Consider the following 14,213-nt stretch of genomic DNA (forward strand, 5'->3'; position numbering starts at 1 on the left):
CCGAGGAGCCCGAGATGAAAACCAACCTTGCGACCGCCAGCGTCGTGCCTGCGTCCACCTCCTGGTGGCGCGAACCGATGATGTGGCTGGTGGTGGGCGGTCCTACCGCGGTGGTACTGGCCGGTGTGGCCACCATCGTGCTGGCCGTGACGCGGCCCGACCCGGTGCTGACCGAGGACTACTACCGCCGCGGGCTGGAAATCAACAAAACGCTGCAGTTGCAGCGCGACGCCCAGGCCGCCGCCGCGGCGGTGCCGGAGGCTTTGCGGCCGGCGATGCAGGCGCGCAACCACGCCGCCACGCCCAGCCCTGACGGGCAACAGGGCCGCTGAGCGCGGGAGGGGCGATGAGACAACGCCTGATGTGGATCGCCTGGCCGGCGTTTCTGGTGGCTGGCGTGACCGAGATGCTGGTGTTTGCCGTGGTCGACCCGGACGACCTGCGGGGGCTGGGTGGGGAGTCGCTGGCGCTGTCGCGCTCGGCGATCTACACGCTGGCTTTTTTCGCGTTCTGGGCGCTGTGCGCGCTGTCGAGCGCGTTGACCACGTTGTTGTCGGCGTCGCCGTTTGAAACGCAGCGCTGCCCGATGCCGCCGGACGCTCGTCCGCGCGAGTGCGTCAAGGAAGGGCCGGCGGCGCGCTGACGCCGGTTGTCGCCGGCAGCCGCGGCGCATGCAGGCGTCAGCGGTTTTTTTGAAGCGGGACGAGGGAAGAGGGCGACGCGCCCGGCACCCACGCGGTGCGGGGCCACCCTCGGGAAGGAAACGCGCTGAGGCGTGAGGGCTGAAGGCCGAGCGCTAGGTGCGCCCAGGCCCCGACGTTGCCCGAGGGATACCGCCTCAGCAGGCGCTGCTGCTGTTGAGCAGGGCGTGCAGGGCGTCCAGGTCGAGCACCCGGATGTGCCGCTGCTTGACTTCCAGCACGCCGTCTTCCTGGAACTTCGAGAAGGTGCGGCTGACGGTCTCGAGCTTGAGGCCGAGGTAGCTGCCGATTTCTTCGCGTGTCATGCGCAGCACCAGCGACGTCGGCGAAAAGCCGCGCGCGGCCAGGCGCTGCGTCAGGTTCAGCAAGAAGGCGGCGAGGCGCTCCTCGGCGCGCATGCTGCCGAGCAGCAGCATGACGCCGTGGTCGCGCACGATCTCGCGGCTCATGATCTTGTGGAACGAGTGCTGCAACTCGGTGAACTCGCGCGACAGCGACTCGAGCTGGGAATAGGGAATCTGGCACACCTGCGCGTCTTCGAGGGCGATCGCGTCGCAGGTGTGACGGTCCTGGCTGATGGCGTCCAGGCCCAGCAACTCGCCAGCCATTTGGAAGCCGGTCACCTGGTCGCGGCCGTCTTCGGACGAGACGCAGGTCTTGAAGAAGCCGGTGCGCACCGCGTACAGCGATTGGAACGGGTCGCCGGCGTGGAAGAGGGCGTCGCCCCGCTTGACGGTCTTGCGAGACGCGACGAGCGCGTCCAGCCGTGTCAGGTCGTCGCGCCCGAAGCCGACCGGCAGGCACAGCTCGCGCAGGTTGCAGCTGGAGCACGCGACCTTGAGCTCGTTCAGCTTCATCGGGGCGGTCGTCACGACGCGCGATCGCACGCTCCCGGAGGCGGCGGCGCCGGCAGGAGCTGCCGGCGCGGCTGAAGATGTAGCAGGCGCGGCACAGTCGGCGGCATCGGGGGCAGCACCGGCGGGTGAGGCGGGCAGGGCAGGTCGGGTTTCGAGCGGCATGACGTTCCTCAAAGGATGTCGGAATTGTTCTCTGTGCGCCCGGCCGCCGGCTTGAGCCATATCAAGGCGTGCGCGGTCCGTTTTCGGCACAGTGCTTCACATGCCTGCTGCCGCTGCCCCCCTTGTCCTGTCCCACGAGATGCTCTCGCGTTTCGACGTGCCCGGCCCTCGTTACACCTCTTATCCCACTGCGGATCGCTTCGTCGAGGCCTACACCGCCACGGACTACGAACAGGCCTTGCGCCAGCGTGCCGCGGGCGTGGGCGCCGCGGCGGGATCGCTCGCGCCACTGTCGATTTATGTGCATGTGCCGTTCTGCGAGTCGGTGTGCTACTACTGTGCCTGCAACAAGGTCATCACGCGCCACCACGATCGCGCCACCGAATACCTGGACGCGCTGGAAACCGAGATCGACCTGCATGTGGCGGTGCTCGGGCGCGAGCAAGCCGTGTCGCAATTGCATTTCGGCGGCGGCAGCCCGACGTTTCTGAGCGATGCCGAACTGGAGCGGGTGATGAACCGGCTGCGCTCGTCGTTCCGGCTGGTGCCGGGAGGCGAGTACTCGATCGAAGTGGATCCGCGCACGGTCGACGCCGAGCGGCTGCGACATCTGGCGCGGCTCGGCTTCAACCGACTCAGCTTCGGCGTCCAGGATTTCGACCCCGACGTGCAGAAGGCAGTGCACCGGGTCCAGTCCTATGAGAGCGTCGCCCAACTGATGACGGCGGCGCGCCAGATCGGTTTCGACTCGATCAATGTCGACCTGATCTACGGGCTGCCGCGCCAGACCTCCGAGTCGTTCGCCCGTACGTTGGAACAGGTGCAGTCCTTGCGGCCCGATCGCATCGCGCTGTATGCCTACGCCCATCTGCCGCAGCGCTTCAAGCCGCAGCGACGCATCGCCGCAGCCGATCTGCCGCCTCCGGTAGACAAGGTCGGCATGCTGGCGGCCGCCATCTCCAGCTTCAGCGCCGCCGGTTATGCCTACATCGGGATGGACCACTTCGCACTCGAGACCGACGCCTTGGCGGTGGCCAAGCGGCAAGGGCGGCTGCACCGGAACTTCCAGGGCTACAGCACCCAACCCGATTGCGACCTGATCGGCCTGGGCGTGTCCGCGATCGGCCGGGTCGGCCCCTGCTACAGCCAGAACGCCAAGACGCTCGACGAGTACTACGACGCGCTGCGGCAGCGCCAGTTCCCGGTCAACCGGGGCCTGGCGCTGGAGCGCGACGACTTGGTGCGGCGCGCCGTGATCATGGCGCTGATGTGCCAGGGCCGGCTGGTGTACGAGTCGATCGAGGCGTCTTATCTGCTCGACTTCCGGCGCTATTTCGCCACTGAGCTCGATCGCCTGGCGCCGCTCGCCGAGCAGGGCCTGCTGAGCCTCGAGGACGATGGCCTGCAGGTGACGCCGCTCGGCTGGTATTTCGTGCGGGCGATTGCGATGGTGTTCGACCGCAGGCTGCAAGCCGACCGCAGCCGTGAGCGCTTTTCGAAGGTGATTTGAGGTCGCCATGCAAACCTCTTTGTTCCTGGCGGCCTTGCTGATGGGCGTGGCGGGCAGCCCGCACTGCGCCACGATGTGCGGCGCGGCGACCGCCGGCATCGGCTGCACGCCGCGCCGGCTCTGGGCCTTCCAGGCCGGGCGGGTGGTGGGCTATGCGCTGTTCGGCCTGGTCATCGCGTCGTCCGCCCAGGCACTGCAATGGGGCGCTCGCGAAGTGAGCGTGCTCAAGCCGTTCTGGGCGATGTGGCACGTGGCGGTGGTCGTGCTCGGCCTGGTCTTGCTCTGGACCGGGCGGCAGCCGGCCTGGCTGGACCGACTGGCGCACCGGGTGTGGCAGAGCGCGCGGCACCGCACCCTCGGGTGGGACGGGCTGCGCTGGCCGTTTTTCGGCGGCTTGCTGTGGACGCTGCTGCCCTGCGGCCTGCTGTATTCGGCGCTGATGGTCGCGGCCCTCGCGTCCCGCCCTTGGGAGGGCGCCTTGGTGATGGCGGTCTTCGCACTCGGCTCGGCGCTCAGCCTGCACCTCGGCGCCACCGTCTGGCGTCGGCTGCGCAACGCCCCCGGCCGCTCGGGCGGCTGGGCCATCCGCGCGGGGGGCCTGGTGCTCGCGTCCGCCTCGGCGGTCGCGCTCGCGCACGGCCTGCATCTCGGGCCCGAAACGCTGATCTGCACCTGAGCGCCACCGGGCGACGCGCCACCGCTTGCGAAGCGGGGTTGTGCCAGCGCGTCAGCAGAGGCGCTGCCGTAGAATCGTCGGTCTACAACGATTCCTCTAACCCCGTTCGCGCGGAGCTTTCTCACATGTACCAGCACATCAAGGTGCCCGAGGGTGGGCAGAAGATCACGGTCAACCAGGACTTCTCGCTCAACGTGCCCGATCACCCCGTCATCCCCTACATCGAGGGCGACGGCACCGGTTTCGACATCACCCCGGTGATGATCAAGGTGGTGGACGCGGCAGTCGCGAAGTCCTACGGCGGCAAGCGGAAGATCCACTGGATGGAGATCTACGCCGGCGAGAAGTCGACCAAGGTCTACGGCCCGGACGTCTGGCTGCCCGAAGAGACGCTGCAGGTGCTGAAAGACTACGTCGTCTCGATCAAAGGTCCCCTGACCACGCCGGTGGGCGGCGGCATCCGTTCGCTGAACGTGGCGCTGCGCCAGGAACTCGACCTGTACGTCTGTCTGCGCCCGGTCCGCTACTTCAAGGGCGTGCCCTCGCCGGTGAAGGAGCCCGAGAAGACCGACATGGTGATCTTCCGTGAGAACTCGGAAGACATCTACGCCGGCATCGAGTACGAAGCCGAGAGCGACAAGGCCAAGAAGCTGATCGACTTCCTCGTCAACGAGTTCGGCGTCAAGAAGATCCGTTTCCCGCAGACGTCCGGCATCGGCATCAAGCCGGTGTCCCGCGAAGGCACCGAGCGCCTGGTGCGCAAGGCGATCCAGTACGCGATCGACAACGAAAAGCCCTCTGTCACGCTTGTGCACAAGGGCAACATCATGAAGTACACCGAAGGTGGCTTCCGGGATTGGGGCTATGCGCTGGCCCAGCGCGAGTTCGGCGCCGAGCCGATCGACGGCGGCCCGTGGTGCAAGCTGAAGAATCCGAAGTCGGGCAAGGAAATCGTGATCAAGGATGCGATAGCCGACGCCTTCTTGCAGCAGATCCTGCTGCGCCCGGCCGAGTACTCGGTGATTGCGACGCTCAACCTGAACGGCGATTACATCTCCGATGCACTGGCCGCGCAGGTCGGCGGCATCGGCATTGCCCCGGGCGCCAACCTGTCCGACTCGGTCGCGATGTTCGAGGCCACCCACGGCACCGCGCCGAAGTACGCCGGCAAAGACTACGTCAACCCGGGTTCCGAGATCCTCTCGGCCGAGATGATGCTGCGCCACATGGGCTGGACCGAAGCGGCTGACCTGATCATCAGCTCGATGGAAAAGGCAATCCTGAGCAAGAAAGTCACCTATGACTTCGCGCGCCTGCTCGACGGTGCCACGCAGGTCAGCTGCTCCGGCTTCGGTCAGGTCATGATCGACCACATGTGAAGCTGAGCGTCACTGCCTGAAGAAAAGCCCGCCCAAAGCGGGCTTTTTTCATGGCACGCCAGCGCGGGAGCGCCGACATGCCACACACTGAGCCGTCACTCCGCGTAAGCTGCGGTACCCGGCTCTGATGCAGAAGGGGGTCGCGGAGAGCGCTCCGCCCGTGGCGGGCGAGGCTCCAGCAACTGAATGTTTTGAGCGAGCTTCCCTTTGGGACCCTGCACCAAGTCGAAGGTGACCTTCGAGCCCTGTTTCAGTGTCCTGAAGCCATCCATCTGGATGGCAGAGAAATGTGCGAAGACGTCTTCGCCGCCCTCTTCGGGTTCAATGAAGCCAAATCCCTTAGCGTCATTGAACCACTTGACGATGCCAATACCCATTGATTTCCTCCCCGGGCACTACTTCCTATTCTCAGAAGATTCTCGGCGGCACATCGGGCAGTGTCAAGGACGGAAAAAATGCAGTCGGTGAGCGTTCGTGACGAGCTGGAGCTCTTGACCTTTCGGTCTACGCCTCCAATTGCCGATGCTGAAACCGCCGCGGTTCAACTCGATAGAATTGATTCATGCCCAGCGACAGCCCCGACACCCCCAAGCCCCCCCAGACGCCCGGCCAGCCGATGCTGCCCGACGAGGGTGAGGGAACTGTCATCCTGGAAAGACAGTCATCCAAGGTGGAGCCGCCGAAGCTGTATCAGGTGGTGATGCTGAACGATGACTACACGCCGATGGAGTTCGTGGTGATGGTGCTGCAGCAGTTCTTCCATCGCGATCTCGAGACCGCGACCCAGATCATGTTGAAGATCCACCACGAGGGACGGGGCGTGTGTGGTGTATACACCAAGGACGTCGCCGCGACCAAGGTGGAAATGGTGCTTGCCGCCGCGCGCCGCGCGGGGCATCCTTTGCAGTGCATTATGGAGGCCGCATGATTGCCCAGGAACTTGAAGTCAGCCTGCACATGGCGTTCGTCGAGGCGCGCCAGCAGCGCCACGAGTTCATCACAGTGGAACACCTGCTGTTGGCACTGCTCGACAACCCGTCGGCCGCCGAAGTGCTGCGAGCGTGCTCCGCCAACATCGATGATTTGCGCAAGAGCCTGACGCATTTCATCAAGGAGAACACGCCGACTGTCGGTGGCAGCGACGAGGTCGACACCCAGCCGACCCTCGGCTTTCAGCGCGTGATCCAGCGCGCCATCATGCACGTCCAGTCGACCGGCAGTGGCAAGAAGGAAGTCACCGGCGCCAATGTGTTGGTGGCGATATTCGGTGAGAAGGATTCCCATGCGGTGTATTACCTGCACCAGCAAGGGGTGACGCGCCTCGATGTGGTGAATTACATCGCGCACGGCATCAAAAAATCTGATCCGCCGGAGCCGACGAAATCGAACGACGGCCCCAGCAGCAGCGAGGGCGAAAAGGAAGAGGGCGAGGGCAAGGGCTCCCCATTGGAGCAGTTCACCCAGAACCTCAACCAGCTGGCCCGCGAAGGCAAGATCGATCCGTTGATCGGCCGCGAGCTGGAGGTCGAGCGTGTGATTCAGGTGCTGTGTCGTCGCCGCAAGAACAACCCCTTGCTGGTGGGCGAGGCCGGTGTCGGCAAGACCGCCATCGCGGAAGGCCTCGCGTGGCGCATCACCGAGGGCGACGTGCCCGAAGTGCTGGCCGACTCGACGGTATACGCGCTCGACATGGGCGCTTTGCTGGCGGGCACGAAGTACCGCGGCGACTTCGAGCAGCGCCTCAAGGGCGTCTTGAAGGCCCTCAAGGACCAGCCCAACGCGGTGCTGTTCATCGACGAGATCCACACCCTGATCGGTGCCGGCGCGGCTTCGGGAGGCACCCTGGACGCGAGTAATTTGCTCAAGCCCGCGCTCAGCTCGGGCAACCTGAAGTGCATCGGGGCGACCACCTTCTCGGAGTACCGGGGCATCTTCGAGAAAGATGCGGCGCTGTCGCGTCGCTTCCAGAAGATCGACGTGGTCGAGCCTTCGGTGGAGCAGACGGTCGAGATCCTCAAGGGGCTGAAGTCCCGGTTCGAGGAGCACCACAGCGTCAAGTACGCGCTCAACGCGCTGCAGGCGGCGGCGGAGCTGTCGGCCAAGTTCATCAATGACCGCCATCTGCCCGACAAGGCGATCGACGTCATCGACGAAGCCGGCGCGGCCCAACGCATCCTGCCGAAGAGCAAGCAAAAGAAGACGATCACCCGCCTCGAGGTGGAAGAGATCGTCGCGAAGATCGCGCGCATTCCGCCGGCCAGCGTGTCCAACGACGACCGCTCCAAGCTGCGCAACCTCGACCGCGACCTCAAGAGCGTCGTGTTCGGGCAGGACGTCGCCATCGACGCGTTGGCAGCCGCCATCAAGATGGCGCGCTCGGGTCTCGGCAAGCCGGACAAACCCATCGGCTCCTTCCTGTTCAGCGGCCCCACCGGCGTCGGCAAGACCGAGGTCGCCAAGCAACTGGCCTACATCCTGGGCATCGAACTGATCCGCTTCGACATGTCCGAGTACATGGAGCGCCACGCGGTGAGCCGGCTGATCGGCGCGCCTCCGGGGTATGTCGGGTTCGACCAGGGCGGGCTGCTGACCGAGGCGGTCACCAAGAAGCCGCACGCGGTGCTGCTGCTCGACGAGATCGAGAAGGCCCACCCGGACGTCTTCAACGTGCTGCTGCAGGTGATGGACCACGGCACGCTGACCGACAACAACGGTCGCAAGGCCGACTTCCGCAACGTCATCATCATCATGACGACGAATGCGGGCGCCGAAACGATGCAGAAGGCGGTGATCGGCTTCACCAACCACCGCGAGCAGGGCGACGAGATGGCCGACATCAAGCGGCTGTTCACGCCCGAGTTCCGCAACCGGCTCGACGCCATCGTCAGCTTCGGTGCGCTGGACGAGGAGATCATCCTGCGGGTGGTCGACAAGTTCTTGCTGCAGCTCGAAAGCCAGCTGGCCGAGAAGAAGGTCGAAGTCACGTTCAGCGACGTGTTGCGCAAGCATCTCGCGAAGAAGGGCTTCGATCCGCTGATGGGCGCGCGGCCGATGCAGCGCTTGATCCAGGACATGATCCGTCGCGCGCTGGCCGACGAGTTGTTGTTCGGGCGCTTGGTCGAAGGTGGCCGGCTGACGGTGGATCTCGACGACAAGGAAGAAGTCGTGCTCGACATCCAGCCCAACAAGAAGAGCGACAAGCCGAAGGCGGAGCCCGCGACCGCTTGACGCACACGGCCGTCCCGCTCCCATCGCAGCAAAGGGCCCCTCGCGGGGCCCTTTTTCATGCCGAGAGGGCGGCCGGGTCTTGCCGGAAGTAGTCGCGAAAGGCGATGTAGAGCCGCGGGTGGGCGAGCCGGAAGTCGGCCGGGGCGACGAAAAACGCCTCGGCGGAGACGGCGAAGAATTCGTCCACCCCCTCTGCACCATACGGGTCGAGGAAGGTCTCGTAGCCGTCGTCGACGTCGGCGCAGAACTGCTCGAATTCCTCGTCCATCAGGGTGGCCCAGGCCTCGCGCTCGTCGCGCCCCTGCAATGGCGGTATGCCGTCGGCCACGCCGTCGAGCATGTCGATCTTGTGGACGAACTCGTGGATCACCACGTTGTAGCCGACCTCGGCCGACTCGCTCGCCTGCTGCACGTCGTACCACGACAGCGTGACAGGCCCGCCGTCCATCGCCTCGCCGGCGAGCACTTCATCGTAGTGGTGGACCACACCCGTCTCGTCCATCACCTCGCGCCGCGCCACCACCTCGTCGGCGTGCATCACGATGCCGACGAAACCACGGTAGAGCTGCAGCCCGAGCTTCAGAACCGGCAAGCAGGCCTGTGCGGCAACCGCAACGGCCATTTCGTCCGTCACCGCGATGCCACCGGCCCCGGTGAACTCCTTCTCGGCCAGGAACAATGTGCTCAGCCGGCGCAGTTCCTGCGCATCGCTGGGTGCCAGTCGCGCCAGGAAAGGGTAGCGCGCCAGGGTGTAGTGCCACAGCGGGTCTGGTATTGGGCGCGACGTCAACACGCGTTGCTCTTTCCAGCGACGCCATCGCTGCCACCACCTCGTCATGCCGGGCTCAAGCGGGCGCCGCGAGGGCCAAGTCGACGCGGGTCATCCCCTGCTGGGTCAGGCGCAGGACTTCGGCCCGCTGGGGGTGGCCGGAGGCCGCGTTGTCGAGATCCCAGTCGCTCAGGACATGGCGCGACTTGTCTGCCCCAAGCCGGTGGCTGGCGGGGCGGTGGGTGTGGCCGTGAATGAGGGTGGCGGCTTCGGCGTCCTCGAGCCAGCGGCGGGCCGACGTGTCGTCGACATCGGCATACGATTCGAGACCTTCGTTGCGCTTCTTCTGCTCGCTGGCCTGCCGCAAGTGCGCGGCGATCTTGCGCCGCTCAGCGAGCGGTTGCGCGAGAAAGCGCGTTTGCCACTCCGGGCTGCGCACCTGTGCCCGAAACTGCTGGTACTCGACGTCGTCGATGCACAGCGCGTCGCCGTGGGTCAGCAGCAGACGTTGCGTGCCAAACGCGAGCACGGTGGGGTCGGGCAGCGCGTGCAGCCCGCAGCGGGCCAGGAACTCCGGGCCGACCAGGAAGTCGCGATTGCCGGCCATGAAGCCGATCCACCGGCGCTGGGCCGCCTCGTGCAGCCACTGCGCACACTGCGCCTCGAACCCGGCGTCGGCGGCGTCGTCGCCGACCCACACCTCGAACAAGTCGCCGAGGATCAGGACGGCGTCGGCAGGGGTGTGCTGCAGGTAGCGGTGGAACGCGGCGGCGGTGCGGGGCAGGTCGGCCTGCAGGTGCAGGTCCGACAACAGGTCGACGCAGCGCCAGTCGGCGCCGGCCTGCAACGCGTGCAGGCCGGGCAGCGCCGCGGGCTCACGCACGGAAGAGCCGCCTTGCGCCACCGGGTTCAGACTTCCACGGCCTTGGTGATCACCACGTCATCGACCGGCACATCGTCGTGGAAGCCGCGGCGCCCAGTTTTGACGGCCTTGATCTTGTCGACGACCTCGGTGCCGCCGACGACCTTGCCGAAGACCGCGTAACCCCAGCCTTGCACGCTCTCGGACTTGAAGTTCAGGAAGTCGTTGTTGGCCACATTGATGAAGAACTGCGCGGTCGCCGAGTGCGGCGCTTGGGTGCGCGCCATCGCCACGGTGTAGGTGGTGTTCTTGAGGCCGTTGTTGGCTTCGTTCTCGATCGGCTCGTCGGTCGGCTTTTGCTGCATGCCGGGCTCGAAGCCGCCACCTTGGATCATGAAGCCGTCGATCACCCGGTGGAAGACGGTGTTGTCGTAGTGGCCCTTGCGGACGTAGGACAGAAAGTTCTCAGCGCTCTTCGGCGCCTTTTCGGTGTCGAGCTCGATCTTGATCACGCCATGATTCGTGTGCAGTTCAACTGCCATGTTCATTTCTCCACAGTGACTCGTTTGATGATGACCGGCTCTGCCGGCGCGTTCTCATGGGGCATGCCCTGCGCATCACGCTTGGTGGTGGTGCGCACGCCCTTGATCTTGTCGACCACGTCCATGCCGCGCACCACCTTGCCGAACACGGCATAGCCGTTGCCGTCACGGGCATTCGCAGCGTCGAGGAAGGTATTGTCTTTGAGGTTGATGAAGAACTGGGCCGTGGCCGAGTTCGGGTCCATCGTGCGCGCCATCGCGACAGTGCCTCGCTGGTTGCTCAGGCCATTGCGGCTCTCGAGCGGGATAGGGGCGCGGGTCGGCTTCTGGGCCATGTCGGGCGTGAAGCCGCCACCCTGGATCATGAAGTCCTCGATCACACGATGGAAGACCGTGCCATCGTAGTGCCCGGCCTTGGCGTACTGCAGGAAGTTCTCGACCGACTTGGGTGCCTTGGCCGCATCGAGCTGCAGCACGATGTCACCCTGCGTGGTGCTCATCTTCACGGTCTGACCGTGGGCCGGGTGGAACATGCCGACGGTCAGCGCGAGGCCGGCCAAGGCGATGTAAGACTTCGTCATCCAATCACTCCTCTTGGTGGAAGATCTGCCATTGTCCCTCTTCCGGCGCGTTTGCTTCCGAAGGCCTGTCCGCCCGGGCGGCGGCTCAACGACCCGAGCGGGCAGGCGGCGCAGACGGCGCGCTGGAAAGCAGCCGCCTGACCAGGGCGAGCTTGGGCGGGGTGCTGCGGCTGTCGCTGTCGAGCTCGAGCGATCGTGAGTAGGCCTGGCTGGCCAGCTTCACGAACACATCGCCGAGATTCTCATGGGCCCTGGCATAGCCTGGTCGCACCCGCACCGCCATTTCGAGTGCCGTGCGGGCCTTGTCGTAGTTGCCTTCTTCGGCATACAACACGCCCAGGTTGTTATAAGGTTCGGGCAGCAGGGGATGATCGCGGATCAGGGCCTCGAACTGCGCGATGGCATCGGCCTTGCGTTGTTGGTCGCTCAAGGCCACGCCCTTCAGAAAGCGCAGCTGTACGTCATCCGGACGGCGACTGAGCGCCTGTTCGATCCGGGGCAGGGCCTCGTTGGCCTTGCCGGCACTGATCAGCTGTTGTGCCGTCTCGGCGTCCTGCGCCCCGGCGGGTGCGCTGCACAGCCCCAGTCCCAAGAGCAGCCCTGCGACCCATCCCGACGCTGCCCGCCGCACCCGTGTCGAAGCCGGCAGCGTGTGTTGCAGGCGGCGACACGACGGTCGAAAATGCATGGACGATCCTCTTGCAGGGCAGCCGCTACAATCCGCCGATTGTACCGTAGCCCCTTCGGCCACCTGCCTGCAAACCCGCATGTACGCCGGCTCGGCATCGTGTTGAGATCGCGTGTGCTCTCGCTGCGCCGCGATGCCGCTCCTGGCCTCGCGGCCCGGCTGCCGCGCCGCTCGTTGCCGCTGGTTGACCCCCTCGCGACCCGTTCGCCGCCTCGCTCATGACGCTTTCCATCTACAACAGCCTGACACGCCGGCTTGAGCCCTTCACTCCCCTCGAGGCGAACCACGTGCGCATGTACGTGTGCGGGATGACCATCTACGACTACTGCCACGTCGGCCATGCCCGCATGATGATGGCGTTCGATGTCGTGCAACGCTGGCTCAAGGCCTCGGGCTACCGCGTCACCTATGTGCGCAACATCACCGACATCGACGACAAGATCATCCGCCGGGCGCTCGAGCGCGGCATCACCATCCGCCAGCTGACCGACGAGATGGCACAGGCCATGCACGAGGACATCGGCCAGCTCGGCATCGAGCCGCCGACGCACGAGCCGCGGGCGACCGAGTATGTGCCGCAGATGGTGGGCATGATCGAGACGCTCGAGCAAAAGGGCCTGGCGTATCGGGCTGCCAACGGCGACGTGAACTACGCGGTGCGCCGCTTCGACGGCTACGGCAAATTGTCGGGCAAGTCGCTCGACCAGCTGCGCGCGGGCGAGCGTGTCGCGGTCAGCGAGGGCAAGGAAGACCCGCTCGATTTCGTGCTGTGGAAGGCCGCCAAAGACACCGAGCCCGACGACGCCAAGTGGGAGGCGCCGTTCGGCAAAGGCCGCCCCGGTTGGCATATTGAATGCTCGGCCATGAGCTGCGCCTTGCTGGGCGAGCATTTCGACATCCACGGCGGCGGTATGGACCTGCAGTTTCCCCACCACGAGAATGAAATCGCGCAAAGTGAAGGCGCGACCGGGCGTCCTTTTGTCAACGTCTGGATGCACAACGGTTTCGTGAATGTCGACAACGAGAAGATGTCCAAATCGTTGGGTAACTTCTTCACGATCCGCGACGTGCTGAAGAGCTACGACGGCGAGACGGTGCGTTTTTTCATGCTGCGCACGCATTACCGCAGTCAGTTCAACTACAGCGACCAGAACCTCGAAGATGCGCGCCATGCCTTGCGCCGTCTCTACACGGCACTCGACACGGTGGCCCCTGCCGAGACGCCGGCGATCGACTGGAGCCAGCCCCAGGCAGCCCGCTTCCAGGCCGCGATGAACGACGACTTCAACACGGCCGAAGCGGTGGCGGTGTTGTTCGAGCTGGCCAGCGAGGTCAACCGCAGCAAGTCGAGTCAGAGCGCCGGCCTGCTGAAGGCACTGGGCGGGGTGCTCGGGCTGCTGCAGAGTGTGCCGCGCGCCTATTTGCAAGGCCGTCACACGGGTCTCGACGACGCGGCCATCCAGGCTCAGATCGACGCCCGCGCGGCAGCCAAGAAGGCGCGCAATTTCACAGAGGCCGATCGCATCCGCCAAGCCTTGGCCGAGCAGGGCATCGTGTTGCAGGACACGCCTCAAGGTACCACCTGGGTCAAGGCCTGAGGCCGCGATGCCGAAGTCGGTGACCCCTGAGTACTGGGACGATGCCTGCAAGCATCTGGCGCGGCGCGATCGCGTCATGCGCAAGCTGATACCGCAGTTCGGCGAGGCGCGCCTGCAAAGCCGCGGCGATGCCTTCACGACGCTGGCCCGGTCCATCGTCGGTCAGCAGATCTCGGTCAAGGCGGCGCAGGCGGTCTGGGACCGTTTCGCCGACTTGATGAGCGGGCCCACCAACCGCATCCCGCCGGCCCAGGTGCTGGAGGTGCCGCCCGAGACGCTGCGCACCGCCGGCCTGTCAGCCCGCAAGGTCGAGTACCTGCGCGACCTCGCATCGCACTTCGCCAGCGGCGCGGTGCACGTGCGGCAGTGGTCGTCGATGGAAGACGAGGCGATCATCGAGGAGCTGGTGGCGATCCGTGGCATCGGCCGTTGGACCGCCGAGATGTTCCTGATCTTCCACCTGATGCGCCCCAATGTCATGCCGCTCGACGACATCGGCCTGCTCAAGGGCATCAGCGTCAACTACTTCAGCGGCGAGCCGGTCTCGCGCGCCGAGGCCCGGGAAGTCGGCGAAGCGTGGGCCCCGTTTCGCTCTGTTGCCACGTGGTACATTTGGCGCAGCCTCGACCCCCTACCGGTGGAATATTGAGAACAAATGCG

The 14,213-nt window shown here is 65.5% G+C and carries 16 protein-coding genes; 9 read left to right on the top strand and 7 right to left on the bottom strand.

The window, feature by feature from the left end; all coding sequences use genetic code 11:
* Positions 1–14 precede the first annotated feature (14 nt).
* Positions 15–332, top strand: coding sequence for a FixH family protein (locus AAW51_RS09825; RefSeq protein WP_047194471.1), 318 nt, complete (start codon positions 15–17; stop codon positions 330–332).
* Between the two features lie 14 nt (positions 333–346).
* The gene (locus tag AAW51_RS09830; RefSeq protein ID WP_047194472.1) at positions 347–643 is read left to right on the top strand and encodes a hypothetical protein; all 297 of its coding nucleotides are present in this window, start codon (positions 347–349) and stop codon (positions 641–643) included.
* Between the two features lie 195 nt (positions 644–838).
* Here the strand turns inward: AAW51_RS09830 and fnr are convergent, their stop codons facing one another.
* A complete protein-coding gene (fnr, locus tag AAW51_RS09835) occupies positions 839–1,558 on the bottom strand; it encodes a fumarate/nitrate reduction transcriptional regulator Fnr (RefSeq protein WP_047194473.1) in 720 nt (239 codons plus the stop codon).
* A gap of 262 nt (positions 1,559–1,820) precedes the next feature.
* On the opposite strand from fnr, the gene hemN reads away from it, so the two are divergent.
* The 3 genes from hemN (at position 1,821) to icd (ending at position 5,285) form a co-directional block, all read left to right on the top strand.
* Complete coding sequence (hemN, locus tag AAW51_RS09840; RefSeq protein WP_047194474.1) at positions 1,821–3,230, top strand: oxygen-independent coproporphyrinogen III oxidase; 1,410 nt, start codon at positions 1,821–1,823, stop codon at positions 3,228–3,230.
* Between the two features lie 7 nt (positions 3,231–3,237).
* Positions 3,238–3,906: a sulfite exporter TauE/SafE family protein gene (locus AAW51_RS09845; protein WP_047194475.1), complete on the top strand. Its 669-nt coding sequence runs from the start codon at positions 3,238–3,240 to the stop codon at positions 3,904–3,906.
* Positions 3,907–4,031: 125 nt separating this feature from the next.
* The gene (icd, locus tag AAW51_RS09850) at positions 4,032–5,285 is read left to right on the top strand and encodes an NADP-dependent isocitrate dehydrogenase (protein ID WP_047194476.1); all 1,254 of its coding nucleotides are present in this window, start codon (positions 4,032–4,034) and stop codon (positions 5,283–5,285) included.
* Between the two features lie 95 nt (positions 5,286–5,380).
* Here icd and AAW51_RS09855 read toward each other — a convergent pair whose 3' ends face one another.
* Positions 5,381–5,662 carry a cold-shock protein gene (locus AAW51_RS09855; protein ID WP_047194477.1) on the bottom strand — a complete coding sequence of 94 codons (282 nt, stop codon included), beginning with the start codon at positions 5,660–5,662 and terminating at the stop codon, positions 5,381–5,383.
* 185 nt (positions 5,663–5,847) lie between these two features.
* Here AAW51_RS09855 and clpS point away from each other — a divergent pair, with 185 nt between their 5' ends.
* Positions 5,848–6,213 carry an ATP-dependent Clp protease adapter ClpS gene (gene clpS / locus AAW51_RS09860; protein ID WP_047194478.1) on the top strand — a complete coding sequence of 122 codons (366 nt, stop codon included), beginning with the start codon at positions 5,848–5,850 and terminating at the stop codon, positions 6,211–6,213.
* Positions 6,210–8,513, top strand: a complete 2,304-nt coding sequence (gene clpA, locus AAW51_RS09865; protein ID WP_047194479.1) for an ATP-dependent Clp protease ATP-binding subunit ClpA — start codon at positions 6,210–6,212, stop codon at positions 8,511–8,513. The genes clpS and clpA overlap by 4 nt, the downstream gene beginning before the upstream one ends.
* Positions 8,514–8,568: 55 nt before the next feature.
* Here the strand turns inward: clpA and AAW51_RS09870 are convergent, their stop codons facing one another.
* The 5 genes from AAW51_RS09870 to AAW51_RS09890 form a co-directional block, all read right to left on the bottom strand.
* On the bottom strand, positions 8,569–9,351 hold the full coding sequence (locus AAW51_RS09870) for a M90 family metallopeptidase (protein ID WP_047194480.1): 783 nt from the start codon (positions 9,349–9,351) through the stop codon (positions 8,569–8,571).
* 7 nt (positions 9,352–9,358) lie between these two features.
* Positions 9,359–10,165: a UDP-2,3-diacylglucosamine diphosphatase gene (locus tag AAW51_RS09875; protein ID WP_238947812.1), complete on the bottom strand. Its 807-nt coding sequence runs from the start codon at positions 10,163–10,165 to the stop codon at positions 9,359–9,361.
* Positions 10,166–10,191: 26 nt separating this feature from the next.
* Entirely contained in the window at positions 10,192–10,686 is a 495-nt protein-coding gene (locus AAW51_RS09880; protein WP_047194481.1) for a peptidylprolyl isomerase, read from the bottom strand.
* 2 nt (positions 10,687–10,688) lie between these two features.
* A complete protein-coding gene (locus tag AAW51_RS09885) occupies positions 10,689–11,267 on the bottom strand; it encodes a peptidylprolyl isomerase (RefSeq protein ID WP_047194482.1) in 579 nt (192 codons plus the stop codon).
* Between the two features lie 85 nt (positions 11,268–11,352).
* Complete coding sequence (locus AAW51_RS09890; protein ID WP_083438198.1) at positions 11,353–11,955, bottom strand: tetratricopeptide repeat protein; 603 nt, start codon at positions 11,953–11,955, stop codon at positions 11,353–11,355.
* A gap of 218 nt (positions 11,956–12,173) precedes the next feature.
* On the opposite strand from AAW51_RS09890, the gene cysS reads away from it, so the two are divergent.
* Together cysS and AAW51_RS09900 are read left to right on the top strand one after the other, a co-directional pair.
* Positions 12,174–13,553 (top strand): cysteine--tRNA ligase, encoded by a 1,380-nt coding sequence (gene cysS, locus AAW51_RS09895; protein WP_047194484.1) that lies wholly within the window; start codon positions 12,174–12,176, stop codon positions 13,551–13,553.
* 7 nt (positions 13,554–13,560) lie between these two features.
* On the top strand, positions 13,561–14,202 hold the full coding sequence (locus tag AAW51_RS09900; RefSeq protein WP_047194485.1) for a DNA-3-methyladenine glycosylase family protein: 642 nt from the start codon (positions 13,561–13,563) through the stop codon (positions 14,200–14,202).
* The last annotated feature ends 11 nt before the right edge of the window (positions 14,203–14,213 follow it).

This window comes from Caldimonas brevitalea, assembly GCF_001017435.1.
GTDB classification, from domain to species: domain Bacteria; phylum Pseudomonadota; class Gammaproteobacteria; order Burkholderiales; family Burkholderiaceae_C; genus Caldimonas; species Caldimonas brevitalea.